We start from the raw sequence: 25,209 nt of genomic DNA on the forward strand, positions 1-25,209 counted from the left end.
TCAGCCGCAAAGTCGTCTAACCCTTGAGCATCTCTCGCTGTTCTGCCCATGCCGCTGGAAGCGTTTCCGGCAGTTTGGCGAGCGTCACGTCAACCCCCTGACGCCCCTCGAGGACTGTCTCGACGATGTCCGGTGCAAGCAGGGCCAGCCGCAGCAGCCGTGCGAGATAGGACGGTGCGATCCCTTCGCGCTCGGCCAGCTCGCCGACGGTGGCGAATTCCCCGGACTCAAGCATCTTCTTCCACCGAAACGCGCGAGCCAACGCCTTGATCAGGGTATCGTCGATCTTTCGTCTGACCTGCGCGTTCGCGGGCAAGTGCATCTCCTTGCGCCCGCCGCGCTTCACGAGGCGGAAGGGGATGTGCAACGTCACGGTGTCGGGGGAACGCGTCGCGCTCGTCATGGCGCGCGCTCCGTGGCGCTGGTCGCCATTTCGCGCGCGAGGGTGCCGAGCCCGTCGATGCGAAGCCTGACGTCAAAACCCTGCGTGCCGATGTCAACGCGCTCGACCAGCAGCGCGAGGATTCGCGCCTGCTCGGCCGGGAAGAGTTCGTCCCACAGCGGATCGAGTTGGTGCAGCGCCGCGCGGGCGTCGGCCTCGGAGATGTCGTCGGCGTGGGCTCGGGCCGCCTTCCAAGTCCCGGCTACGATCTCGGGCTGGCGGAACACGGCGCGAAGCTGGTCGATTACGGCGGCCTCGATCTCACCTGCGGGGACGCGTCCGACCGGACAAGCTCCCGCCCCGTGCTTCAGCACCGTCTGGCTGACATAATACCGGTAGAGCCTTTCGCCCTTGCGCGTATGCGTCGGTGAGAACGCGGCGCTATCGGGCCCGAACAGTAGCCCCTTCAGCAGCGCGGGCGTGTCGGCGCGTGTACGGGCGGCGCGCTTCCGGGGCTCTCCTGCAGGATCGCATGTACACGGTCCCACGTCTCGCGGTCGATGATCGCGTCGTGCTCGCCAGGATAGCTGTCGTCCTTGTGCACCGCCTCGCCGATGTAGGCGCGGTTGCCGAGCAACCGGTAGAGGTACTTCTTGTCGATCCGGTTGCCGCGCGGCGTGCGAATGCCGCGCCTTGCGACCTCGCGCGCCAGTTCCGTCCCCGAGCCGATTTCGAGGAAGCGGGCGAAAATCCAGCGGACATGCTCCGCGTGTTCATCGTCAATGACGAGCTTCCGGTTCTCGACCCGGTAGCCGAAGGGCGGCACCCCGCCCATCCACATGCCCTTCTTCCGGCTGGCGGCGACCTTGTCGCGGATGCGTTCCGCCGTCACCTCGCGCTCGAACTGCGCGAAGGACAGCAGGATGTTCAGCGTCAGCCGCCCCATCGACGTGGTGGTGTTGAACGACTGCGTGACCGAGACGAAGGTCACGCCGTTCCGGTCGAACACCTCGACCAGCTTCGCGAAATCCGCCAGCGAGCGGCTGAGGCGGTCGATCTTGTAGACGACGACCACGTCGACCAACCCGTCCTCGATATCCTCCAGCAACCGCTTCAGGCCAGGGCGTTCCAGCGTGCCGCCGGAAATGCCGCCGTCGTCATACTGATCGCGGACCAGCACCCAGCCCTCGGAGCGCTGGCTGGCGATGTAGGCCTCGCAGGCCTCTCGCTGGGCGTGCAGGCTGTTGAATTCCTGTTCCAGCCCTTCCTCGGAGGATTTGCGCGTGTAGACCGCACAGCGCAGCTTGCGGACGACCTTCGATTTTCCGGGCGGCTTCGTCATGGCCGCCCCCTGTGGTTCTTGAGCCCGAAGAACACCCAGCCGTTCCAACGTGTGCCGGTGATCGCGCGCGCGATTGCGGACAGCGACTTGTACGGGCGCCCCTGCCATTCGAAGCCGTCGGCTGTGACGGTGACCACCTGCTCGAAGCCCTGCCATTCGCGCAGCAGCCGCGTACCGGTGATGGGGCGGTCGCGGTCGACGCGGATGCCGCGTTTCCTCTTGTCGCCGCCGTCCAGTTCCTCGCCCAGCCGCTCCAGCCGCCGGATCGTCTCGGGCTTCAACCCGCCATAGGCGAGTTCCTGGATGCGATAGGCGATGCGGCTTTCGAGATAGCGCCGGTTAAACGGCGGCGGCTCGCTGTCGAACAGGTCGCGCCACTGCTTCTTCAGGTCAGGCGTCGACGTGGTCTTGAGCGCGGCCAGGCGCGCGGGAATGGGATCGGGCTTGTTCATGCATTTCTCCGGTGAGTTGGAGTTGCATGACGGCATTGGTCGGGCGGATAGTGTAGGCAACGTTCTCCAGTATCGTCAGATACTTCGCCCTTCTCCCGCATGCGCAACCGAACAAGCCCGAGCGCCAGCAGGCCGCACAGCTCAGTGCGGCGCTCGGCGGGTGTCATGTGGTCGGGAGGGAGCGGGTTCGGGCGTTTCATGTCTCGGTGGCTATGCTCGGTGGTGTCGTTACCGATCAAAAGCCACCCAGCCGCCCGGGACGGGACATCTCAGAAGAACGGAATGCAGAAATTCGAACAGGGAGAGAACATCAGGGCTTGCCGATCACGGATACGTCCATGATTATCGTGGGTTGAATCAATCGAGAGCAGTTGTTCATTGAGGTGAGTTCATGGCGCGGAGGAAGAGCGAATTCGGACCGAACCTCGGGAGTATCCTTCAGGGCGCCCCCGCTGCGCTGGTCCGGCAGTTTCTCGCCAGCTTCAAACGGCCCGACGACACTCTTCTCGCTCCGCCGGAAATCACTGAGGGCACGACCGATGATCAGGGCAAGGCAGCGCTGAGTGCGTACCTGCGTTCGGAGGACAAGGAAATCATCGGGCTACTTGAGGGCATCGCTGGCGCTCTGCTCGACATGGGCCAGGACAAGGGAGCGACCTCACTCGATACGGTTGCGGGGCAACGGCTGCAGAATGTCGACTACGACCAGTATGAGTCCCAGCCTGACTTGCTGTGCAAGAGCATCTGGATGCGCACGGTCTTCCCGATGCACTTTCACGACGCCCAGAGCTTCTATGCCGCGCGGCGCTATCGGGAACGGCGGACGTACTACACATGCTGCGAGGTGGACTTCGACCACGCTTCTGTTGCCGACACAGACGGAATTCCTGACGAGAAGCTCTGTGACGCTGTTCAGGAAGCTCTGGGACTGAAGGGCAAGGTCACCGCGTCCGTCCTCGAATTGCCCGAGACCGCCAACTATCCGCCGTCCTTCATGGTCGCCCTGCGCCATCCCGGGCCCCTGTCGAGTATCGACAATCATCGCGAGGAAGGGGGCTGGACCGTCCATTACTACAGGCCCTCGCATGAGGCTGTCCTGATCTACACACCCCAGCTGAAGAAAATCGAGGTCGCGTCTGCCAGCAGCGACGTTCGCGAAAAGACCTCTAAGGTCTTCGCGGAGGTCGTTCTAGGGCGCCCGCCGTCGGCCAAGCCGTTGACCCGCCGGGAATTCAACCTCGAACGCTTCAGGTCTTCCTTCGATCTGGATTGTCCGGATCTCGAGGACGTCGAGATCACGATGGCGGCGGTAGTCGAGGCCGAGGTCCGCCTCGGCTCGTGGGGCCGAAGACTGAACATCAAGGTGACCATAAAGGACAAGATGGAGGACGTTGTCCGGAAATACGTCTCCAATTCAGCGACCCTGATCCGGAGTTTCGGCTTCACAAAAGTCGCCATCGCAATTGGTTACACCCGTCGATCGGACGGAAAGGAGGGAACCTTCCGGGTCTCGATCTCGGATGGCAGTAGTTCGGACGTGCAGAGCATGCGCGATCCGTTCCTTCGGGACCTCGGGTTCCGACTGCTCGAACACTGGGGTCTTACGCAGAACCTGCGGACACTCACCGATCAGGAACGGGCGCAGTGGTTCGGCTTTCTTCTGTCGCTGTACGACCTGCCCGGCGACACTGTTGCAGGTGCGTTCTTCAACTCCGCGGGCGTCGATCCAGCCCGCCTGGTGAGTGCGAGATTGATTGCCCGCAAAGGGCGGCAGGTGATTGGGCTCGCCGAGGATGACGATGAGGTTGTCGAAGTTGAGCAGCAAACGGGTCCGGAGCCAGGGACGGTTCGACAAACCGGTTCCTTTGGAGAGGCGGATGGATTGCGTCTCGACACCAAGGCGATCGAGTACGGGATCGATCGAGCATGGCTCGCCGAAACCATCCTCAAGGCGATAGCTGGCTCTCTCGGCATCAGGAACATCGAAACCATCAACGAGTTCCTCGTCTCGCTTGGGCCGATGGCACTGGGTGAGCGAAAGGTCCCACTTTACCTGGCGCGCCGCCTTGCCGATCTGAAAGCCCGCGAGAGTGTGGAGACTGCGCTTCGGTCGCGGCATACGGCGGGCCCCGGTCTCGTACTCGCCGTTTCCGATGAGCCGCCGCAATTCCTCGGGCCGAACGTCGTTATCGCGCTGCGAGACCTGCTGCTGAACGACGGAAGCCTCGGCGATCTGGACCGAGAGGAAATGGCCCGGCGCTTCGAGGCAAACCGAACGCTGGCGACCTCTGCGCAAGTCGCTCAGGTTGTGCGACACACGCCTCGCTCTGCGACGCTCATCATCCCTGGTCTCGAGCCGCTCACGCTCGACGGCGTGGGCCAGATCCAACTCTTCGAAAGCCTTGTTGAAGCGGCGACCGATGGCACAGGCCAGCGGCTGACCAAGGTCCTGATGGACGGGATGGGGTCCGACAATCCCAGACAGCTGTTCTCTTCCGGCGCATGGGCGAAGGCGCATCCGACTTACATCCGGCACGGCTCGAGCAATCGCTATTGGCGTCTCGGCGAGGCGACCGACAACGCGTGATCTAGAGTTCATCTAGGGTTTCGGGCGGGACGGTCTAACAAACCGCTGATTATTGGAAGGGCTCCACATCAGAGGAGCACTTCCATGCCGACTCCCTTTCCCTCGCGCCAGGCAGCCCCGACGAGCTGGGCCGGCGCCGCGACGACCAAACCCACCACCTCCAACTCGGAATGGCGCTGCACGCGCTGTGAAAAGCTGCTCGGCCTCTGCCGGGACGGCCGGATGCACCTGCGCTTCGCGCGGGGGCACGAGTATCTCGTGGGCTTCCCGGTGCAGGCCACCTGCCGCGGCTGCGGCTCGCTGAACAACGCGACCGCACCCGCGCGCTGACGCGCGCATTCACCCAACCCCCTGAAATCGCAGAGACGCGCGACGTCCTGACCTGGCCACGAGAAGGCGCCGGACGCCTGGCCGCAAGGCAGGCGTCCGATGTCCTTCGCGTGGCACGAGATCCGTGATCACCTCATGCACTCATCCTCCAACCTTCACTTCCAGCGCAGTTTCGACGCCGTGAGGCGTGCGCAGGCCGCCCTCGCACCGTTCCAGGATCCGGCGGCTTTGCTGGACGGGCTGCACCGCACGCCCGGCGATCCGGCCCGGAAGAACGTGATCCTCTCCGCGCTGGTCGGGGCGGCGCAGGGTGACGGGCCCGCGTCCGACTGTGCCCTGACGCTGCTGTTGCTGGCGCTCTGGCCCGGCCTCGACGCCATCCGTCGCCGGTCGCTCTGGCGCAGGCTCGGCACCGCCGACGAAGTCGCGTCCGACGTACTGGCGCGCACCACCGAGGCTGTCCGCGGTCTCGACCTCGGGCGCGTCAACTGGATTGCGGCCACGGTGCTGCGCAACGTCGAGCGCGACATGATCCGCGTGCGCCAGCGCGACCAGGCACGCGAACATCTCGCCAGCATCGCTGATCCCGACGAGGTGGCGGACAGCGGCGACAGCGGGATCGGCGCAACCGGGTACGCACGGCTGAACGGCGCCGTGAGGAAGCTGCTCGGCGATGACGCCCTGCTGGTGATCCGCGTGGCGATCGAGGGTTTTTCGCAGGCCGAGGTCGCCGTCGATCTGGGCCTTACCGAAGCCGCCGCCCGCAAGCGGTACCAGCGCGCGATGCGCCGGCTGCACGACGCCCTCGAGGAAATCCCCTGAACCGATGTCCCGATCCGGTCCCGCCGGTGGCTTTTCCCATTCGAGCGCCCCGAGCGCCTTCCCTCCAACCGAAAGCAGACACGCATGAACCGCACTGCCGATCTGTCGCTCGAGGATTTCAGGCGTCTTCCGGGGCTCTATCGCCGCTGGGAGCTGACCGAGGTCTGCGAGCCCAACCGCAACTATCAGATCGAGGACGCCGGCACCCACGCCGACGGGACGCCGCTACTGGCGATCTACGTCGCCGAGCCCGCGCCCGACGCCCGCGAGGCCGCCTGATGCGCCTCCTCGATCACCTCATCTCACGGAGAACTGCCATGCCGGACCAGCCGGACGACATCACCCGTCTTCGAAAGGTGAACTACGCCCTCGAAGATCTCCCCGAAACCATCGTCTTCCCCCAGCGCCCCGGCGACGAGCCCCGCGAGCCGCTGCCGGTCGTCGAGGCCACCGTCGACGAGATCGCCTTCGCGATCGTGGAAGCGGAGCGTGAGAGCACGGCCGCCTACCGCCGCGCCGACGCGCTGAAGCGGCTCTACAAGCTCGCCCGCGAGGCGGGGTGCATCGGCGCAGATCGCGCCGCCACGGCGGTGATGAAGAAGGAGGGCCAGTGATGGCCCTTCCCATCATCAGCGCCGACGAACGGCTCGCGCAGCGCAAGGGGATCAAGGGCGTCATCTTCGGCCGATCCGGCATCGGCAAGACCAGCCTGCTCTGGACGCTGAACGCCTCGACTACGCTCTTCCTCGACCTCGAGGCCGGGGATCTGGCGGTCGAGGGGCTGGAGATCGACACGCTCCGGCCCCGCACCTGGAAGGAGTGCCGCGACTTCGCGGTGTTCATCGGCGGGCCAAACCCGGCGCTGCGCGACGAGCAGCCCTACAGCGAGGCGCATTTCGACGAGGTCTGCGGGCGCTACGGCGATCCCACGGTGATCGGGAAATACGAGACCGTCTTCATCGACTCGATCACCGTGGCCGGGCGGCTCTGCTTCCAGTGGTGCCGCGGCCAGCCCGAGGCGTTCTCCGAGAAGACCGGCAAGCCAGATATCCGCGGCGCCTACGGCCTGCACGGCCGCGAAATGATCGGGTGGCTGACCCATCTGCAACACACGCGCGGCAAGCATGTCTGGTTCGTGGGCATCCTTGACGAGAAGCTCGACGACTTCAATCGCAAGGTCTTTCAGCCGCAAATCGACGGCTCGAAGACCGGACTCGAGCTGCCCGGGATCGTCGATCAGGTCATCACCATGGCCGACATCGCCGATGCCAACGGCCAGCCGCAGCGCGCGTTCGTCTGCCAGACGCTGAACCCCTGGGGCTATCCCGCCAAGGACCGCTCCGGTCGCCTCGACAGGGTCGAGGTCCCGCATCTCGGACGGCTGATGGAGAAGATCCAGCGCCCCGCGGCGCCTGCCTCCGAACGCCTGACCTGGCCGCCGGTGACCCCGGCCGATCCCGCGCCCGCGCAGGAGCCCGGACATGGCTGAGCGCATCTCGCCATGCCTGGTGTCCCGATCCGGTCGCCGGGGTGGCTTTCCCCTTCTGACGCCGCTGCGCGTCCCATCCTCCAACTGAAAGGAGCCGCGTAATGTCCGGACCCTGGAACGACTTCAACTCCGCCCAATCCAACACCAACGTCATCCCGAAGGGCACGCTCGCCAAGGTGCGCCTGACGCTCCGCCCCGGCGGCTTCGACGACCCGTCGCAGGGCTGGACCGGCGGGTGGGCGCGCCGCGCCACGACCGGCGCCGTCTATCTCGACGCCGAATACACCGTCCTCGAAGGGCCCTATGCGCGGCGCAAGATCTGGTCGCTGATCGGCCTCTACAGCCCCAAGGGCCCCGACTGGGCCAACATGGGCCGCGGCCTGATCCGAGGCATCCTCAATTCGGCGCGCGGCGTGTCGGACAAGGACAACTCGCCGGAGGCGCAGGCGCGCCGCCGCATCAACGGCTTCGGCGATCTCGACGGCGTCGAGTTCATCGCCCGCATCGACATCGGCACCGACACAAACGGCGAGGACAAGAACGAAATCCGCGCTGCCGTCACGCCCGATCATCGCGACTACGCCGCGCTGATGGGCACGGTCGCACCGCAGTTCGCCACCGCCCCGGCGCAGGGCCACGCCCCCCAGCAGTCCGCCACGGCCACTCAGCCCAGCCAGCCCGCGTCCGCCCCCGGCGCCGCCGGTCGGCCGAGCTGGGCGCAGTAAGGGGGAGACCGGCCATGCGCCTGCGCCCCCGCCAGAAGACCTTCGTCGAGCGCAGCGTTGCTGCGCTCGCTTCCCGCGGCAACACGCTGGGCGTGGCGCCCACCGGTGCGGGCAAGACCATCATGCTCTCGGCGGTCACCGGCGAGATGATCGGCGACGGCGCGAAGGCCTGCGTGCTGGCCCATCGCGACGAGTTGACGGCGCAGAACCGCGCCAAGTTCCAGCGCGTGGTGCCGGGCGTCGCCACTTCGGTGATCGACGCCACGGAGAAATCCTGGGGCGGCAAGGTCGCCTTCGCCATGGTGCCGACGCTGGCGCGGGCTTCGAACCTCGCCGACATGCCGCGCCTCGACCTGCTGGTCGTGGATGAGGCGCACCATGCCGTCGCCGACAGCTACCGCCGCATCATCGACCGCGTGCGCGAGGCCAATCCCGACGCCCGCATCTTCGGGGTCACGGCGACGCCGAACCGGGGCGACAGGAAGGGCCTGCGCGAGGTCTTCGACAATGTCGCCGACCAGGTGCGGCTGGGCGAGTTGATCGCCTCGGGCCATCTCGTGCCGCCCCGCACCTTCGTCATCGACGTGGGCGTGCAGGACGAACTGCGCTCGGTCCGCAAGACCATGTCGGATTTCGACATGGCGGAGGTGGCGGGCATCATGGACCGCGCCCCCGTCACCGACGAGGTGATCCGCCACTGGAAGGAAAAGGCGGGCGACCGGCAGACCGTGGTGTTCTGCTCCACCGTCGCCCATGCCGAACACGTCACCGACGCGTTCAGGGCGGCGGGCGTTTCCGCCGCGCTGATCCACGGCGATCTTGCGGCCGAGACGCGCAAGGCGATCCTCGCCGACTACGCGGCGGGCGGCATCCGCGTCGTGGTCAACGTGGCGGTGCTGACCGAGGGCTGGGACCACCCGCCCACCTCCTGCGTCGTGCTGCTGCGGCCCAGCTCCTACAAGTCCACCATGATCCAGATGGTCGGGCGCGGCCTGCGCACCGTCGATCCCGAGGAACACCCCGGCATCGTGAAGACCGATTGCGTCGTGCTGGATTTCGGGACGTCGAGCCTGATCCACGGCACGCTGGAACAGGATGTCGATCTCGACGGCAAGACCGAAACCGGCGAAGCGCCGACCAAGACCTGTCCTGCCTGCGAGGCGGAGATCCCCCTGGCCGCCACCGAATGCCCGCTCTGCGGTGAGGCGTTCCCCCGCGAGGATCTGGATGCGGGCGAAGGCGGGGCCGCCGCGCCGCTCTCGGGCTTCATGATGACCGAGATCGACCTGCTGAAGCGGTCCAGCTTTGCGTGGGTCGACCTCTACGGCACGGACGACGCGCTGATGGCCACGGGCTTCGAAGCCTGGGGCGGCATCTTCTGGCTGGACGGGGTCTGGTACGCCATCGGCGGGGCCAAAGGCGAACGCCCGCATCTGCTGGGCGTGGGCGAACGCACGGTCTGCCTCGCGCAGGCCGACGACTGGCTGAACACTCACGAGACCGACGAGAGCGCCTTCAAGACCCGCTCGTGGTTGCGCCAGCCGCCGACCGAAAAGCAGCTTCAGTATCTGCCGCCCGAGTGCCGCCATGACTTCGGCCTGACGCGCTATCGCGCCTCGGCGCTGATGACCTTCGGCTTCAACAAGCGCGCCATCCGCCAGCTGATCGACACGGCCGCCCGGCCCGAACGGAGGGCGGCATGACCCATGTCCACTTCCACCCCCATCCCGGCCGAGGACCGGCGGCGGCTCTGGCATCCGCGTGGAACGCTCTGTGCTGTCTGCCGGCAACCCACCCGTGGTTTTGGCTGGTTCGATCCGCACCGGTCGAAGCGGCCCCGGCCCTCGGTCTGGTTCTGCTCGATGCCCTGCCAGTCCTTCTGGACGCGCTTGGCGCGGGAGCGTTTCGCCATGGTTGACCTGACCGAGGAAGAGCGCGCTGCCGTCACCGCCACCATGAAGCGCGTGGCGCTGCTGATGGACGAGATCGGCTGGGCCACACCGCTTGCCGAGCTGACCGAGGCGCAGGTGCGCGCGCTGATCGAGGAAGCCGTCGAGGGCTTCCGCGAGGCCATGTCCGACATCGCCCGGGCGCAGACGCCGGAGGTGCCGTTCTGATGCTGGACTACAACCATCGCCCCAGCTTCGCCGACCGGGTCAACGCCGCCGTCGATCGGGCGCTCACCGCCGATCAGGCGACGCGGCCGCCCCGCGACTACCTCGGCGGCTCGCGTCTCGGCCATGCCTGCGAGCGCGCCCTGCAGTTCGAGTTCACCACGACGCCGAAGGACGAGGGCCAGGACTTCAGCGGCCAGTCGCTGCGCATCTTCGCCATAGGCCATGCGCTCGAGGATCTGGCCGTCGCCTGGCTGCGCGGCGCGGGCTTCGACCTCTATACCCGCAAGGGCAACCGGCCCGATGGCGGCCAGTTCGGGTTCTCGGTCGCGGGCGGGCGCATTCGCGGTCATGTCGACGGCATCATCGCCGCGGGGCCAGAAGGTTTTGGCCTGGCCGTTCCCGCGCTCTGGGAATGCAAGACGATGAACGCCAAGAACTGGCGCGCCTGCGTCAAGGACGGTGTGACCAAATCGAAGCCGGTCTATGCCGCCCAGATCGCGGTCTACCAGGCCTACATGGAAACCAGCGTGCCCGGCATCAGCGCCGCGCCCGCCGTGTTCACCGCGATCAACAAGGACACGGCCGAGATGCACCATGAGCTGGTGCCCTTCGACGCCGATCTCGCGCAGCGCATGTCCGACCGGGGCGTGCGGATCCTGCAGGCGACCGATGCGGGCGAGCTTCTGCCGCGCGTCGCCACCACGCCCGACTTCTTCGAATGTCGCTTCTGCCCCTGGTCCGAGCGCTGCTGGGGGCTGCCGGCATGAGCGACGACGGCATCCTGCATTTCAACCCGTGGATGGACTTCAACGACGGGCCGCCGTCCGAGAACCCTTTCGGCTGCGACCCCGACCCCGCGCAGATCGCCGTCTTCCTCGACACCGTGTTCAGCTGGTGCGAGGGGCTGATCCCGCTCCGCGGCTTCGTCGACAAGGGTCAGGGCCGAGACGGCAAGCCGCACAACATCTGGATCCCAGCTGACGACACGGCGCCGGGAAAACTCGCGACCTTCGCCGCCTGGGCGAACCGCGAGGGCGCCGCCGTCTATGTTATCCCCGGCACGGTCGAGGAACAGGGGCAGGCCCGCGCCGCCGACGTGCTGCAGATGCAGGCCATCGTCGTCGATCTGGACGCGGGCGACATCCCGGCCAAGCTGGACCATGTCACCCGCCACCTCGGCGCGCCCACGCTCATCATCGAAAGCGGCGGGCGTACGCCCGAGGGTGCGGCCAAGCTCCATGTCTGGTGGAAACTGACCGAACCGGCCGAAGGCGACGACCTCGCCACCCTCTGCCGCCTGCGCGGCGAGATCGCCGTGAAGGTCGGCGGCGACACGCATTTCCGCTCGGCACACCAGCCGATCCGGGTGCCCGGCACGGTCTATCACAAGCACGGTCATCAACGCCTCGTGCAGATCCGCGAACATCGCGACGTCGAGGTGGATCTTGCGGATTTCGACGAGAGGGTCGCGGAGATGCCGCCGCTGCCCGGCGTGGGCTTCGCCAGCGACGTTGCTGCGCCGACCGCTAAGCCCGGTATCGACGCGGTGCTCACCACGCCGGTGCGCGAAGGCGCGGTCGATGACTGGTCCCGTTTCCAGGGGGCCAGCGCCGCCATCGGCCATTACGTACGCCTCGTCCACGAGGGCCGCCTCGACCCCTTCGCGGGCTGGGAGGCGATCTGCGGTTACAACGCCGCCATGCTGCGCCCGTCCTGGCCGCTCGATCGGCTGCAGGCCGAGTCCGAACGCCTCTGGGCGCTACATGTGAAGCGCAACGGTCCGCCGCTCCTGCGCGCGGCCCACGCGGGTGTCTCGATCAGCCCGCTGCCGACCTTCAGCCTCGGCGCTCTGCTCGACGACACGAGCCCCATGCCCGAGGACATCATCGGGCCGCGCGTGCTGACGCCGGGCGGGCTCCTGGTGCTTGGCGGCGCGCCCAAGGTCGGCAAGAGCGACTTCCTGATCTCCTGGCTCGTCCACATGGCCGCTGGCGTGCCGTTCCTCGGTTTCACGCCGCCCCGGCCGCTGCGCGTGTTCTATCTGCAGGCCGAGATCCAGTATCACTACCTGCGCGAGCGCATGCAGCAGATCGCGCTGCCCGCCGCCGTGATCGCCGCCGCGCGCGACACCTTCATCGCCACGCCTAAGCTGAAGCTGCTGCTCGACGCGGAGGGCGTCGCCCGCGTGGCCGAGGCGATCCGGGCCGCATTCGCCGCCGCGCCGCCCGACATCATCGTCATCGACCCGATCCGCAACCTCTTCGACGGCGGTCCCGAGGGCGGTGGCGAGAATGACAACACCGCCATGATGTTCTTCCTGAAGGACCGGGTGGAGCTTCTGCGCGAGGAGGTCAATCCGGACGCGGGCGTCATCCTCGCCCACCACACCCGCAAGGCCAGCAAGCATCAGGTCAAGGACGATCCCTTCCTCGCCCTCTCCGGCGCCAGCGCGCTGCGCGGCTTCTACACCTCGGGGCTGCTCATGCACCGGCCAGACGAGGACAGCACCGTCCGCAGGCTGGAGATCGAGCTTCGGAACGGCCCCGCGCTGCCGGGCAAGCTGATCGACAAGGTGAAGGGCGAATGGGTCGAGTTGAACCCGCTGAACGAGCGCCTGGTGCGCAAGGAGGTCGGCGCAAAGCTCGATGCCGAGCGGCTGCGCAAGCACGATGTCATCCTCGGAATGTTGCTGGATGAGGCGGCGAGCGAGCGCCTCTACACCGCGATGCAGTTCGCCGAGACCTTCGAGAACCGGGGCGGTCTCGGCAGCAAGCACACCATCCGCGAGCGCCTCAGCGTGCTGGCGACCAAGGGCTTCGTGAAGTTCCTGCGCGACCCCTTGGGGTTCGGCTTTCCCGTCACCCGGTCCCGGTTCGGCTATCTCTGCGTCGAGGGCATGCAGTTCGGCGCGCCCGTCGAGCATGTCGATCCGGACACCGGCGAGGTCACCGCCGAGGTCCGTCCGGTCCTGCCCAGCCACTTCAAATGCCCCCAATCCGGGCTCTGCCTGCAGGTCGAAAACCCCGCCGTCTGGGTCTACCCGGAGGGGCTGGAGGACGATCTAACTCATATGAGTGAGGCCTGACTCATATGACAGCGCCAACTGTGCACTCAACGAAATCAATGGGTTACGGGCAAATAAGAGTTAGGTCCCTGACTCATGCCCGAAGACTTCATGAAGTCTTATTCCGCAATGATTTCAGCCACTTGTCCTCCCCGGAACAGTTAGGTGTCAAACCCCCATACTACGTATGGGAGGGCCACCCCGCAGGGTTGGCCACTCCTCCCATACGTCCGGGTCAGCCGCGCGCGCCGCCGCGACGGTCTGTTGTGCTTCCCGATCCGACGACGGCGGCCCCGTACCGCCAAGCACCAGACCGCCGTCGTCTTCCACCACCACAGGCCACCGGCAAAGGAGACCCATCATGGCTCAGCCGACTCTGATCCCGAATTGCGACGGCGCAAGGTTTGAATCGCTGCCGCTCGACGCCCCCCGCAACCGCTGCATTCTCGCGCTCGACCTCGGCACCTCGACCGGCTGGGCGATCCGCGGCCACGATGGTCTGATCACCAGTGGGACCGTCTCGCTGCGCCCGGGCCGCTTCGACGGCGGCGGCATGCGCTACCTGCGCTTCACCAACTGGCTGACCGAGATCGACCGGCTGTCCGGTCCGGTCGCCGCGATCTGGTTCGAGGAAGTCCGCCGTCACGCCGGCACCGACGCGAGCCACATCTATGGCGGGCTCATGGCCACGCTGACCGCATGGGCCGAGCTGCGCGGCGTGCCCTACGAGGGCGTCCCGGTCGGCACGATCAAGCGCCATGCCGCGGGCAAGGGCAACGCCGACAAGGCCGCCATGGTCGCCGCCGTCCGCGCCCGCGGCTTCTGCCCCGCTGACGACAACGAGGCCGACGCCATCGCCATCCTGCTCTGGGCGATCGAGACGAAGGGAGGTGTGGCATGAGATGGCACCCCCATGGCTACGGCGGTCGGCGCCGCGATCCCGAGCAGGTCAAGCGCGAGGGCTGGCAGGAACAGGGCGTCCTCGCGGTCTCCGCCGATGACGACCGCCTGACCTGGCCCGAGCGTGAACTGGTGCGCCAGCTGGGCGAGAAGCTCTACGGCCCGCGCCCGTCCGAGAGGGAGGCGCGTCATGGCTGATCGCGAATGGACCGCCGACTGCGTCGCCGATCATTTCGAGGAGGCGTTCCGCACCCTGCGCAAGCTGCCGCCGGTGAAGGCGCAGGGCTACTTCAACACCTGGCCCGACATCGTGCGGACCAGCCGCGAGATCGCGGCGATGGAGCCGCAGTCGATGCGGGTCTGGCCCTCTGCCGCCGCGATCACCCGGCTCGAGCAGACCTTCGACTGGGTGCTCTGGATCGAGGAGACGGAGCGCAAGCTCGTGTGGTCGCGCGCGGCCCGCGTGCCGTGGAAGCAGATCAGCGGCGAGCTGGGGTGCGATCGCACGACCGCGTGGCGGCGCTGGCAACTGGCGCTCACGAAGATCGCTGCGCGTCTGAATGCGCAGTGACTCCAATGTGTTGCAACACTTTTACCTTCGACATCTGCAACAGATCCATGCTATTCCGAAGGCAAGATGGGGAGAGTGCGCTGGAAAGCTCGCTCTCCCCTTTGCGTTGACGGGGGCCTTCTGGACCCCGGTATCCAGCGAGGGTCCGGCCGGGGTCCAGCCCGCGGCAGTTTCCGGTTCCTTCCTGGGCGTTTTCGTATGCTGGCGGGCGAAGCGCGGGACATCGCCAGCGACAGGGCCGGATTTTTGGGAAGCCACCTGGAAGCCGGAGCCACTCGCCCGCCGCGCAAACACCAATGAACGCTGGCCTTACGACCGGACACCGCTGGTTGCCGCTGGACCCCGTGTGGAGTCCGGCCCGGCATCCGGAGTCCGGAAGCCACCGGCATCCACCCGACCGAGGAACCTTGCCCACCATGACGCTGAGCTTCGCCCCGGACGCGATCGAGACGTGGCCGCTGTCGCGCCTCCAGCCCTACGCGAAGAACGCGAAGGCGCATGGCGCGGACCAGGTCGCGAAGATCGCCGCCAGCATGGCCGAGTTCGGCTGGACCGTTCCCTGCCTCGTGGCCGAAGACGGCGAACTGATCGCGGGCCACGGGCGCGTGCTGGCGGCAACCCAGCTGGGACTGACCGAAGCGCCGGTCATCGTGCTCGGGCACCTGACCGAGGCGCAGATGCGGGCGTACCGCATCGCGGACAACAAGCTGACCGAACTGGGCACCTGGGACGAGACGCTGCTGTCGGCGGAACTGAACGACCTTCTGGCTGAGGACTTCGACCTGTCGCTGGTGGGGTTCTCCGACGGCGAACTCGACAAGCTGCTGGCCTACGTCGCGGAAGACGACGGTGAAGAAGGTGGCGCCGGGGGCTCCGCGCCGCCGGTGACCATCCCCGAACCGCCGCGTAACCCGGCCTCGCGGACGGGCGATCTCTGGATCCTCGGTGATCACCGGCTGCTCTGCGGCGACAGCACCAGCGTTGCCGATGTGCGCCGCCTGATGAACGGCGAGCGGGCGATCCTGTTCGCGACCGACCCGCCGTATCTCGTCGACTATGACGGCTCGAACCATCCGACCCGCAACAAGGATTGGTCCGCGTCCTACGGCACGACCTGGGACGACAGTTCTCAGGGCGCGGAGCTCTACGACGGGTTCATCGCTGCGGCCGTGGCCGAGGCGATCACCGAGGACGCCGCCTGGTACTGCTGGCACGCCTCTCGCCGCCAGGCGATGCTGGAAGCATGCTGGGAGAAAGCCGGGGCCTTCGTCCATCAGCAGATCATCTGGGTGAAGGACCGCGGCGTCCTGACCCGGTCCCACTACCTCTGGAAGCACGAGCCGTGTTTCATGGGCTGGCGCCGTCCGAACCGCCCGCCGAAGGTCGCCGAGCAGACACTGGCCTCGACATGGGAGATGCCGTCCTTCGCCAAGGACAAGCGCCCCGACCACCCGACGCCGAAACCGCTGGACGCCTTCGGGATCCCGATGCGCCAGCACGTCGCCCGCGGTGGGCTCTGCTACGAGCCGTTCTCGGGCTCCGGCTCGCAGATCATGGCGGGCGAGGCCAACGGCCGCCGTGTGTTCGCGATGGAAATCAGCCCGGCTTACGTCGATGTCGCCGTCCAACGCTGGCAGGCCGAGACCGGCCGCGACGCGATCCTCGATGGCGATGGTCGGACGTTCGCTGAGGTGAGGACCGAGCGGCTGGGCGACGATGCCGAAGCCTGGGCCGATATGCCGGACCCGGGCGCCGCCCCCGAACCCGCGCGAAAGCGAAAGACTACAGCATGAAGCAATCGCGCCTCATGTCGCTGGTCGAGTCCGTCGCCAACGTCATCATCGGCTACGGCGTCGCCGTGGTCACGCAGATCCTGATCTTTCCGATCTTCGGCTTGCACACAACGCTGGAGCAGAATCTGCAGATGGGCGCGGTCTTCACCGTGGTGAGCATCGCGCGGTCCTTCGCCCTGCGACGGCTGTTCGAGGCGGTCCGGATCGCGTCAAATCAGAGCCGATTCAGCTGACCACATGCAGGGGCTCAGCATTGCCGCGATACTGTTCAGATCCTATGGTTTCCCGAAGTTGGGGATGGGCCTGAATTGCTTCCCGTCCAGGCGTATGGATGGGGATTGAAATATTGAAGGACGCCAGCGAGCAAACAACCAGCGCGGATACGCTTCCGGATGGCCTTGAGGCACTGCGGCGGGAACTCAGCCTGTCGGATGTGATGAGACTGATCGAGCGGACAGCGCGATGGGTCGACCCCAAAACATTCAATTATCTGCCGCTCTGGTATCCTGAGCATGCGCGGCGTGGCTTGTTCTACAAATCCAACTGGTCCGAGCCGCAGATGAACCGCAACCGCCAGACAGGCGTCAGCATCCACAAACCCGAAGGAAACGTGCACGCGAACAAGGCGCTGACGCTGGCTCTCGGCCTGCGGGCCGGAGAACGACCGAACTGGTCGTGCTGCCACATCTGGGGCGTCGATGATGCTCTCTTCCAGGTCAGCAACGCTGTGGTTCAGGATAGGCGCTTCTTCTCCTGCGTCGCGAACATGGTCCTGCTGCCTACGCCGCTGAAGGCGTTCACGGACGTGATGGCCGACGTGAAGATGATGCTTCGCGTCTGTGCGCTCCACCTTTACGGCTGGTCCTGCGATCATGAAGATGTCGCGGGCATCGCTGGTCAGGTTGCCGAATGGGAGAACTGGGACGCGTATCCGAAGAGCTGGCCGAAGCCCGACCGGACCTCGCTCCCGCTCGGCACGGCCAAGTTCTCAACGCGGATTAAGGATGCGGCCGACCGCAGGAAGGCCGCCATTCGCAATGATCTGGCATCGGCTGGCCCACACTATCCTCGGGATGATGTCCGCAAGGTGCTCGACTACTGGAGCATCTCGCTCTGAGACGCGGAAGCCGCCGCCCCATGTGGGACGGCGGCATTCAGACCTGCTTGTTGAGCGGCGTCAGTCGTGCGGCAGGCTGTAGACCCGCCCGCGACCTTCGACCTTCTCGGAGGTGACTTCGAGCCCGAGCTTCTTCTTGAGCGCGCCTGCGAAGGTGCCCCGGACCGTATGTGGCTGCCAGCCTGTGGCTTCGACGATCTCGTCGATGGTCGCACCGCCCTCGGCGCGGAGCATCTCGATCAGCTTCGCTTGCTTAGTGCCCGTGCGCGGCGTGCGCGCCATGGGCGCGGGGTCGGCTTTGGCCGGAGCGTCCTGCGGGGCCTCCGCACTCGGCGCCTCGTTGGCGCCCGTGGGAGCGCTGTGGTCGCCTTCAGGCTCGATGCCGATGGCGGCGAGCCCCGCATCGGTGATGTGCAGGATGATGGCGCGGCCGTCCTCGTCGTTGCGCCAGATGCGGTTCAGCGCCGCGTCGGCCTTGGTTTGGCTGTCGGTCGTCGTATCGGCGATGAGCCCGCGTGAAAGGAGCGCGCCGACCACCTTGGCGGCGGCGCCGCCGCGGAGCGAGCCGGGGAGCGGCAGGACGTTGCGGTCCTCGCGCTGTGCGGCGGCGCTGAGGATGATGGCTTGGGTATCGGAAAGCTTGGTCATTGGGTCGTCTCCGTATTTGGGCCCGCGGAATGCGGCGCCTTCTACGACCCCGAGCCGCGCAGGGCGCGCGGCGGGAGTTCCGGCAGCGCCGGAGATCAGCGGGCGTGCTCGCCCTCGCCGAAAGCGCTGTCGGTGATGCGCTTCAGGAGGCTGGCGTAGTGTTCGAGGGTGCCGACCATGGCCCAGCCCGCCTCGTCGGGGTGGCAGTTGAAATGGTCGTCGCTGAGCGCCTGCAGGCGGGCGAGCATCTCGTCGATCTCGGTCTTCTTGCCGATGAAGGCGGCGAGTGCGTTCGACCGGTTCCTCGAACCGGTGGCGGAACCGGTCTCACCCTTGTTTCGGCGCGCCTTCTCGGCGCGGAGTTCGTGGCGCGGGGTGGTGATCGGGTTCAGGCGGGTGGTCATCGTTGTGGCTCCTTGGTGAGTTGCATCGTCCTCCTGAAAGGACGTTCGCTCCGGTCGCGACGCTTATCAACTCGATAAGCACCTGATCTTGAATGATAATCGGAGCCATCGATGCAGGGCATGAGCGAGCGCCAGTACGCCGCCCATGTCGGGCTGTCGCGCGGCGCGATCCAGAAGGCGAAGACGGCCGAGCGGCTGGTGCTCTATCCGGACGGCAGCATCAACGCGGCGGCCAGCGACGCGAGGCGGGCGGAAACGACCGACCCGTCCAAGACCCGCAAGCCGCCCGCGCCGAAGCTGAAGCCCGTTCCCGAGGCCGCCGTCGCCGCCGTCGGCGACACGCTGCGCGAACAGGGGCTGGCGGTGCCGGCGGTCGGCGGCGGCACGACCTTCCTGCAGGCGAAGACCGCGAACGAGGTGCTGAAGGCGCAGGAGCGGCGCATCCGGCTCCAGAAGCTGAAGGGGGAGTTGATCGAGAGGGCCCGCGCGCTGGCGCTGGTGTTCCGCCTGGCGCGGGAGGAACGGGACGCGTGGGTGAACTGCCCGCGCGCGCGACGGCGCTGATGGCGGCTGAGCTCTCGGCCTCGTGCCGCGACGCGACGGGCCAGCAGATCACCGTGGAGCCAGCCGCGATGCAGAAGGTGCTGGAGAAACATGTACGCGCCCACCTCGACGAACTCGCCGAGGTCCGGCCCGACTTCCGGTGACGATGACGCACCGACGGACTTCGACGGCGCGGGCGAGATCCTGCGCGCCTGGGGCAACGGGCTGCGGCCCGACCCGGACCTGACCGTCTCGGAATGGGCCGACCGGCACCGGATGCTCTCGGGCCGCGCCTCGGCCGAACCGGGGCGGTATCGCACGGTGCGCACGCCCTACATGCGCGAGATCATGGACCGGCTGTCGCCCGGCGATCCCACGCAGCGGATCGTGTTCATGAAGGCCGCGCAGGTCGGCGCGACCGAGGCCGGGAACAACTGGATCGGCTTCGCGATCCACCAGGCGCCGGGACCGATGCTGGCGGTCCAGCCGACGGTGGAGCTGGCCAAACGGAACTCGCGGCAGCGAATCGACCCGCTGATCGAAGAGAGCCCCGACCTGCGGGAGCGGGTGAAGCCCGCACGGTCCCGCGACGCGGGCAACACGATGCTGTCCAAGGAATTCGCAGGCGGCATCCTGATCATGACGGGGGCCAACTCGGCGGTCGGGCTTCGGTCCACCCCGGCGCGCTACATCTTTCTCGACGAGGTCGACGCCTACCCGGCCTCGGCCGACGAGGAAGGCGACCCGGTCACGTTGGCGGAAGCGCGGTCGCTGACCTTCGCCCACCGGCGCAAGGTGCTGCTGGTTTCGACTCCCACCATCCGGGGGCTGTCGCGCATCGAGCGGGAGTACGAGGCGTCCGACCAGCGCCGGTTCTTCGTGCCGTGCCCGCATTGCGGCGCGATGCAATGGTTGAAGTTCGACCGGCTGCGCTGGCAGAAGGGCCGCCCGGAGACGGCGGAATATCACTGCGAGGGCTGCGAGACGCCCATCGCGGAACACCACAAGACGGCCATGCTGGAGAGCGGCGAATGGCGGGCGACCGCCACGGCCGCCAATCCGACGACGGTCGGGTATCACCTCTCGGCGCTTTATTCGCCGATCGGCTGGCTGAGTTGGGAGCGGATCGTGCGATCATGGGAAGCGGCCCAAGGGTCGGACGAGGCGATCAAGGCGTTCCGCAACACGATCCTCGGCGAGACATGGGTCGAGACCGGGGAAGCCCCCGACTGGCAGCGGCTTTACGACCGGCGCGAGCGCTGGACATCCGGCACCGTGCCTGCGGGCGGGCTGTTCCTGACCGCCGGGGCCGATGTGCAGAAGGATCGGATCGAGGTCGATATCTGGGCCTGGGGCCGCAGGCTGGAAAGCTGGCTCGTCGATCATGTCGTGATCGAGGGCGGGCCGGACCGGCACGATGCGTGGTCGGAACTGACCGCGCTACTGGACAAGTCCTGGCCGCACGAACGCGGCGCGCATCTCAGGATCGCGCGGCTGGCGATCGACACGGGATACGAGGCCACAGCGGTCTATTCCTGGTCGCGGGCGCAAGGCTTCGCGCAGGTCTCGCCGGTGAAAGGCGTCGAGGGGTTCAACCGCTCGAGCCCGGTGTCGGGGCCGACCTTCGTCGACGCAACCGGGGGCGGGAAACGCCTCCGGCGCGGGGCGCGGCTCTGGACCGTGGCGGTCTCGACGTTCAAGGCAGAGACCTACCGCTTTTTGCGGCTGGAACGGCCGACTGAAGAAGAGCGCGCCGAGGGCGCGGGCTTTGCGCCCGGCACGATCCATCTGCCGACATGGGTCGAAAGCGAGTGGCTGAAGCAGGTCGTGGCCGAGCAACTGGTGACCGTCCGCACGAAACGCGGCTTCGCGCGGCTGGAATGGCAGAAGCTGGGCGAACGCAACGAGGCGCTGGATTGCCGCGTCTATGCCCGCGCCGCCGCCTGGATCGCGGGCGCGGACCGCTGGACTGAGGAGAAATGGCGCGATCTCGAGGATCAGCTCGGGGCCGCGCCTTACGGTGACACCGATCCGGCCGGGCAAATTCACCGGCGTGGACAAGCCCCGCAGGGCAAGCGCCGCTCCGACTGGCTCGGGCGGCGAGAGGGATGGTTTTGAACATGACCGACTGGACGCAAACCGAGCTCTCGGCGCTGCGCCGGGCCTATGCCAGCGGCACGACCCGGGTCAGCTATGACGGCAAGTCAGTCGACTACGGCTCGGCCGAAGACCTGCTGGCCCGCATCCGGACCATCGAGCGCGCCATTGCGGGCACCACCCGGCCGTTGCCGGTCGCCGGGTTCGCGGGCTTCTCGCGCGGGGATCGCTGATGTCGACAAATTGGTTCGACAGGGCCATTGCCTCCGTTGCACCTCGGGCCGCCGCCAAGCGCGTGCTGGCCCGCCAGGCCTTCGAGACCCTGACGCGCGGCTATGACGGGGCCGCGAAAGGGCGACGGACGGACGGTTGGCGGGCGCCAGGATCCTCCGCCGATACCGAGATCGGGGTGGCCGGGGCGCTCTTGCGCGACCGGATGCGGGATCTGGTGCGCAACAACCCGCATGCGGCGAAAGCCGTCGCGGTGCTGGTCAACAACATCATCGGCGCGGGCATCATGCCCCGGGCCGCCAGCGGCGACGACAAGCTCGACCGGAAGGTCGACGTCCTGTTCGAGCGCTGGACGGCGGAGTGCGACGCCGATGGTCAGCTCGACTTCTACGGCCTGCAGACGCTGATCTGCCGCGAGATGGTCGAAGCTGGCGAGGTGCTGGTGCGCCGCCGCCTCCGGCGCGCGAGCGACGGCCTGCCTGTGCCGCTGCAGTTGCAGGTGCTGGAAGCCGACTTCCTCGACACCACGAAATCCGGCGCCATCGGTGCGGGACGGCTGGTCCAGGGGATCGAGTTCGACCCGGTCGGCAAGCGCCGGGCCTACTGGCTGCACGCCGAGCACCCGGGCGACGCCTACGGCGCCTTGCAGAACGGCCTGCAGAGCCGCCCGGTCCCCGCGACCGAGATCGCCCACGTCTACGAGAAGCAGCGCACGCAGGCGCGCGGCGTTCCCTGGGGCGCGCCGGTGATCCGCAGCTTGCGCGATCTCGACGACTACGAGGTGGCGGAACTGGTCCGCAAGAAGACCGAAGCCTGCGTCACCGCCATCGTCTTTGGCGACGACGAGGCGCAGCAGGGTATCGCGCCGTCCGTGGTCGACGCCGATGGCAACCGGGTGGAGCAGTTCGAGCCGGGGCTGATTGCCTATGCCCGCGGCGGCAAGGACATCCGGTTCAACCAGCCCTCCGCCACCGGCGGCTACGGCGAATACAAGCGGGCCAGCCTGCACACGATCTCGGCCGGGTTCCGGGTGCCATATGAATTGCTGACCGGCGATCTCAGCCAGGTCAACTATTCTTCGATCCGCGCGGGGCTCGTGGAGTTCCGCCGCCAGATCGACGCGGTGCAGTGGCAGCTGTTCATCCCGATGTTCTGCGCGCCGGTCTGGCGATGGTTCACCGAGGCCGCGTGGGCGGCGGGGCAGATCCCGTCTCCGACCGTGCCGGTCGAATGGTCGCCGCCGAAGTTCGAGGCGGTCGATCCGCAGAAGGACGCGATGGCAAACCTGCTGTCGATCCGCTCGGGCACCATGACGCTGGCCGAGGTGATCGCGAAACAGGGCCGCAACCCGGACGCCGTGCTGGCCGAGATCGCCGCGACGAACGCTAAGCTCGACGCCCTCGGCCTCGTGCTCGACAGCGACCCGCGCCGCGTCACCAAGACCGGCAGTGCGCAGAGCAGCGATCCGGCGACCGATCCCGCCGCCGAAGCGGATGAAACCGATCCGGCGCAGGCCGACCAACAGGACTGACCTTCATGGACACGATGATCGAACTGCCGGCCATGCGCCGGTCGGCGGAGCTTGCGCCGAACACGGCCGACACTGACGCCCGCACCGTCGAGGTGGTCTGGTCGGCCGGGGCCCGCGTCCGCCGCGCCACGTTCTTCGGCGAGCCCTATGACGAGGAGCTGAGCCTCGATCCCGCCCATGTCCGGCTCGACCGGCTGAACGCGGGTGCGCCGTTCCTGAAGGTGCACGAGCTCGACACCCTCGACGCGGTGATCGGCTCGGTCGTGCCGGGCTCGGCCCGGATCGAGAACGGTCGCGGCATCGCCTTGGTCCGGATCAGCGAGCGTGCCGATGTCGAGCCGATCTGGCGCGACATCCAGGCGGGGCACATCCGCGCCGTCTCCATCGGCTACCAGGTCCACCGGTTTGATATCTCGAAGCCTGATGGCGCCCGCGAGCTCTGGCGCGCGGTGGACTGGACGCCCTTCGAGGTCTCCGCCGTCGCGGTCGGAGCCGACCCAGCAGCGGGCTTCCGCGCCCAGCACCCCCTTCACGACTGCGTCCTCCACCGCCGGGACGCCCCTTCCACCACGAAAGGACCGATCCCGATGACGGACACGACCCAGACCCCGGCGAGCGACGCCGCAACCCCCGCCAACACCCAGCCGACCGCGCCGGTCGAAACCGAGGACACCCCCATGACCGAGCCGAAACCGGCTGCGCCCGACCCGAAGGTCGCGGCCAGCGAGACGCGCAGCCAGAAGACGCAGGTAACTCCCGCGCCCGATACCGAAGTGGTCGCCACCCGCGCCCGCGAGGCCGAGCGCGACCGCGTCTCCACCATTTACGATCTGGCCGGGCGGCTGAACCTCGAGCGCGGCTTCGCCGAGGATCTGGTCAAGCGCGGCGTCAGCGTGGACGAGTCCCGCCGACTGATCCTCGATCAGGTCGCCGCCAAGTCCGACGAGACCCGGACCTTCGGCCATGTTTCCGTCCCGCTCGGCGGCCGGGACGAGCGCATCACCCGCCGCGACGCGGTGGCGAACGCGCTCCTGCACCGCTACAGCCCCACGCTGTTCCAGCTAGAGGACGCCGCGCGCCAGTATCGCGGCATGACGCTGCTGGAACTCGCCCGCGAAAGCCTCGGCAATGCCGGGGTGAACACGCGCGGCCTGTCGCGCGACGAGGTGGCGACGCGGGCGCTGCACTCGACCTCGGACTTCCCCGAGATCCTCTCTGCGGTCACCAACAAGACCCTGCGGCAAGCCTACGAGGCCTATCCCCGCACGTTCATGCTGTTCTGCCGCCAGGTTCTGGCCACCGACTTCAAGGCGATGCATCGGGTCCAGCTCGGCGAAGCCCCGCAGCTGCTGGAGGTCGGCGAGAGCGGCGAGTTCAAGCGCGGCACGCTGGGCGAGAGCAAGGAGAGCTACAAGGTCAAGACCTATGGCCGGGTGGTCGCGATCACCCGCCAGACGCTGATCAACGACGATCTCGACGCCTTCACCCGGATCCCGGCGATGTACGGCAACTCCATCGCGCAGCTGGAGTCGGACGTGGTCTGGAGCATCATCACCGCCAACCCGGCGATGGCCGACGGCAACGCGCTCTTCCACACCACCCACAAGAACCTCGCGGGCACCGGTACGGCGCTCGATGTGAGCAGCGTGGGCGCGGCGCGCGCCGCGATGGCCAAGCAGACCGGCCTCGACAAGAAGACGGTGCTGAACGTCCGCCCCGCCTTCCTGATCGTGCCCGCCTCGCTGGAACTGAAGGCCGAACAGCTGGTCGCCCAGAACCTCGTGCCCGCCGCGACGTCCAGCGTGGTGCCGCAGTCGATCCGCACGCTCGCGCCGATCAGCGAGCCCCGGCTCGACGCCGCCAGCGAGACCGCCTGGTATCTGGCGGCCAGCCCCAACCAGATCGACACCATCGAATACGCCTATCTCGAGGGTCAGCAGGGCGCCTACATTGAGACGCGCAATGGCTTCGACGTCGACGGCGTCGAGATCAAGTGCCGCCTCGACTTCGGCGCCAAGGCGATCGACTGGCGCGGCCTCTACAAGAACCCGGGCGCGTAAGGCG

General features: G+C 67.3%; 29 protein-coding genes. 23 read left to right on the forward strand and 6 right to left on the reverse strand.

The features are described from left to right. Window positions 1–16 precede the first annotated feature (16 nt). From D5400_RS15710 to D5400_RS15720, 4 genes are read right to left on the reverse strand one after another with little or no spacing between them, the layout of a single operon-like run. Window positions 17–403, reverse strand: a complete 387-nt coding sequence (locus tag D5400_RS15710) for a hypothetical protein (protein WP_126010865.1) — start codon at window positions 401–403, stop codon at window positions 17–19. Further along, window positions 400–930, reverse strand: a complete 531-nt coding sequence (locus D5400_RS21795; protein WP_342635445.1) for a recombinase zinc ribbon domain-containing protein — start codon at window positions 928–930, stop codon at window positions 400–402. Before D5400_RS21795 ends, D5400_RS15710 begins: the two co-directional genes overlap by 4 nt. After that, complete coding sequence (locus D5400_RS15715) at window positions 849–1,724, reverse strand: recombinase family protein (protein ID WP_342635446.1); 876 nt, start codon at window positions 1,722–1,724, stop codon at window positions 849–851. The genes D5400_RS21795 and D5400_RS15715 overlap by 82 nt, the downstream gene beginning before the upstream one ends. Beyond that, a complete protein-coding gene (locus tag D5400_RS15720) occupies window positions 1,721–2,176 on the reverse strand; it encodes a DUF2924 domain-containing protein (protein WP_126010866.1) in 456 nt (151 codons plus the stop codon). The genes D5400_RS15715 and D5400_RS15720 overlap by 4 nt, the downstream gene beginning before the upstream one ends. A gap of 634 nt (window positions 2,177–2,810) precedes the next feature. Here D5400_RS15720 and D5400_RS15730 point away from each other — a divergent pair. From D5400_RS15730 to D5400_RS15810, 17 genes are all read left to right on the forward strand, one after another. Continuing rightward, complete coding sequence (locus tag D5400_RS15730; RefSeq protein WP_126010867.1) at window positions 2,811–4,763, forward strand: hypothetical protein; 1,953 nt, start codon at window positions 2,811–2,813, stop codon at window positions 4,761–4,763. An 84-nt stretch (window positions 4,764–4,847) separates the two neighbouring features. Beyond that, on the forward strand, window positions 4,848–5,093 hold the full coding sequence (locus D5400_RS15735; protein WP_126010868.1) for a hypothetical protein: 246 nt from the start codon (window positions 4,848–4,850) through the stop codon (window positions 5,091–5,093). Between the two features lie 99 nt (window positions 5,094–5,192). Beyond that, window positions 5,193–5,915 carry an RNA polymerase sigma factor gene (locus tag D5400_RS15740; protein WP_126010869.1) on the forward strand — a complete coding sequence of 241 codons (723 nt, stop codon included), beginning with the start codon at window positions 5,193–5,195 and terminating at the stop codon, window positions 5,913–5,915. A gap of 84 nt (window positions 5,916–5,999) precedes the next feature. After that, a complete protein-coding gene (locus tag D5400_RS15745; RefSeq protein WP_126010870.1) occupies window positions 6,000–6,194 on the forward strand; it encodes a hypothetical protein in 195 nt (64 codons plus the stop codon). Further along, entirely contained in the window at window positions 6,194–6,529 is a 336-nt protein-coding gene (locus D5400_RS15750; RefSeq protein WP_126010871.1) for a hypothetical protein, read from the forward strand. The genes D5400_RS15745 and D5400_RS15750 overlap by 1 nt, the downstream gene beginning before the upstream one ends. After that, entirely contained in the window at window positions 6,529–7,404 is an 876-nt protein-coding gene (locus D5400_RS15755; RefSeq protein WP_126010872.1) for an ATP-binding protein, read from the forward strand. Before D5400_RS15750 ends, D5400_RS15755 begins: the two co-directional genes overlap by 1 nt. Before the next feature lie 101 nt (window positions 7,405–7,505). Continuing rightward, window positions 7,506–8,129, forward strand: coding sequence for a hypothetical protein (locus D5400_RS15760; protein WP_126010873.1), 624 nt, complete (start codon window positions 7,506–7,508; stop codon window positions 8,127–8,129). Window positions 8,130–8,143: 14 nt separating this feature from the next. Further along, the gene (locus tag D5400_RS15765) at window positions 8,144–9,832 is read left to right on the forward strand and encodes a DEAD/DEAH box helicase (protein WP_126010874.1); all 1,689 of its coding nucleotides are present in this window, start codon (window positions 8,144–8,146) and stop codon (window positions 9,830–9,832) included. A gap of 3 nt (window positions 9,833–9,835) precedes the next feature. Continuing rightward, window positions 9,836–10,246 carry a DUF6511 domain-containing protein gene (locus D5400_RS21390; protein ID WP_205665472.1) on the forward strand — a complete coding sequence of 137 codons (411 nt, stop codon included), beginning with the start codon at window positions 9,836–9,838 and terminating at the stop codon, window positions 10,244–10,246. Further along, window positions 10,246–11,013 carry a PD-(D/E)XK nuclease family protein gene (locus D5400_RS15775; RefSeq protein ID WP_126010875.1) on the forward strand — a complete coding sequence of 256 codons (768 nt, stop codon included), beginning with the start codon at window positions 10,246–10,248 and terminating at the stop codon, window positions 11,011–11,013. Before D5400_RS21390 ends, D5400_RS15775 begins: the two co-directional genes overlap by 1 nt. Next, complete coding sequence (locus D5400_RS15780) at window positions 11,010–13,331, forward strand: AAA family ATPase (RefSeq protein ID WP_205665473.1); 2,322 nt, start codon at window positions 11,010–11,012, stop codon at window positions 13,329–13,331. The genes D5400_RS15775 and D5400_RS15780 overlap by 4 nt, the downstream gene beginning before the upstream one ends. A 340-nt stretch (window positions 13,332–13,671) precedes the next feature. Then, on the forward strand, window positions 13,672–14,211 hold the full coding sequence (locus D5400_RS15785) for a hypothetical protein (RefSeq protein WP_245451319.1): 540 nt from the start codon (window positions 13,672–13,674) through the stop codon (window positions 14,209–14,211). Next, on the forward strand, window positions 14,208–14,408 hold the full coding sequence (locus D5400_RS15790; protein WP_126010877.1) for a hypothetical protein: 201 nt from the start codon (window positions 14,208–14,210) through the stop codon (window positions 14,406–14,408). The genes D5400_RS15785 and D5400_RS15790 overlap by 4 nt, the downstream gene beginning before the upstream one ends. After that, window positions 14,401–14,781, forward strand: a complete 381-nt coding sequence (locus tag D5400_RS15795) for a DUF6362 family protein (protein ID WP_126010878.1) — start codon at window positions 14,401–14,403, stop codon at window positions 14,779–14,781. The genes D5400_RS15790 and D5400_RS15795 overlap by 8 nt, the downstream gene beginning before the upstream one ends. A 416-nt stretch (window positions 14,782–15,197) precedes the next feature. Further along, window positions 15,198–16,574: a site-specific DNA-methyltransferase gene (locus D5400_RS15800; RefSeq protein WP_126010879.1), complete on the forward strand. Its 1,377-nt coding sequence runs from the start codon at window positions 15,198–15,200 to the stop codon at window positions 16,572–16,574. Window positions 16,575–16,588: 14 nt separating this feature from the next. After that, entirely contained in the window at window positions 16,589–16,807 is a 219-nt protein-coding gene (locus tag D5400_RS15805; RefSeq protein WP_245451320.1) for a DUF7220 family protein, read from the forward strand. A 113-nt stretch (window positions 16,808–16,920) separates the two neighbouring features. Continuing rightward, complete coding sequence (locus D5400_RS15810; RefSeq protein WP_245451321.1) at window positions 16,921–17,691, forward strand: hypothetical protein; 771 nt, start codon at window positions 16,921–16,923, stop codon at window positions 17,689–17,691. A 60-nt stretch (window positions 17,692–17,751) separates the two neighbouring features. Here D5400_RS15810 and D5400_RS15815 read toward each other — a convergent pair whose 3' ends face one another. Both D5400_RS15815 and D5400_RS21590 read right to left on the reverse strand, forming a co-directional pair. Next, entirely contained in the window at window positions 17,752–18,339 is a 588-nt protein-coding gene (locus tag D5400_RS15815) for a DUF3489 domain-containing protein (RefSeq protein ID WP_126010881.1), read from the reverse strand. 95 nt (window positions 18,340–18,434) lie between these two features. Beyond that, window positions 18,435–18,743 carry a hypothetical protein gene (locus D5400_RS21590; RefSeq protein ID WP_126010882.1) on the reverse strand — a complete coding sequence of 103 codons (309 nt, stop codon included), beginning with the start codon at window positions 18,741–18,743 and terminating at the stop codon, window positions 18,435–18,437. 120 nt (window positions 18,744–18,863) lie between these two features. Between D5400_RS21590 and D5400_RS15825 the strand changes: the two genes are divergently transcribed. Genes D5400_RS15825 through D5400_RS15845 form a run of 6 tightly spaced genes read left to right on the forward strand, consistent with a single transcriptional unit; the run spans window position 18,864 to window position 25,205 of the window. Further along, on the forward strand, window positions 18,864–19,307 hold the full coding sequence (locus D5400_RS15825) for a hypothetical protein (protein WP_245451322.1): 444 nt from the start codon (window positions 18,864–18,866) through the stop codon (window positions 19,305–19,307). Next, the gene (locus D5400_RS21595) at window positions 19,274–19,450 is read left to right on the forward strand and encodes a hypothetical protein (RefSeq protein ID WP_245451323.1); all 177 of its coding nucleotides are present in this window, start codon (window positions 19,274–19,276) and stop codon (window positions 19,448–19,450) included. Before D5400_RS15825 ends, D5400_RS21595 begins: the two co-directional genes overlap by 34 nt. Further along, window positions 19,398–21,404: a phage terminase large subunit family protein gene (locus tag D5400_RS15830; protein ID WP_205665474.1), complete on the forward strand. Its 2,007-nt coding sequence runs from the start codon at window positions 19,398–19,400 to the stop codon at window positions 21,402–21,404. The genes D5400_RS21595 and D5400_RS15830 overlap by 53 nt, the downstream gene beginning before the upstream one ends. Window positions 21,405–21,406: 2 nt before the next feature. Further along, on the forward strand, window positions 21,407–21,616 hold the full coding sequence (locus D5400_RS15835) for a phage head-tail joining protein (RefSeq protein ID WP_126010883.1): 210 nt from the start codon (window positions 21,407–21,409) through the stop codon (window positions 21,614–21,616). Beyond that, entirely contained in the window at window positions 21,616–23,145 is a 1,530-nt protein-coding gene (locus D5400_RS15840; RefSeq protein ID WP_126010884.1) for a phage portal protein, read from the forward strand. Before D5400_RS15835 ends, D5400_RS15840 begins: the two co-directional genes overlap by 1 nt. Before the next feature lie 5 nt (window positions 23,146–23,150). Next, entirely contained in the window at window positions 23,151–25,205 is a 2,055-nt protein-coding gene (locus tag D5400_RS15845) for a prohead protease/major capsid protein fusion protein (protein ID WP_126010885.1), read from the forward strand. The last annotated feature ends 4 nt before the right edge of the window (window positions 25,206–25,209 follow it).

The sequence above is a fragment of the Georhizobium profundi genome, from assembly GCF_003952725.1.
GTDB classification, from domain to species: Bacteria; Pseudomonadota; Alphaproteobacteria; order Rhizobiales; family Rhizobiaceae; genus Georhizobium; species Georhizobium profundi.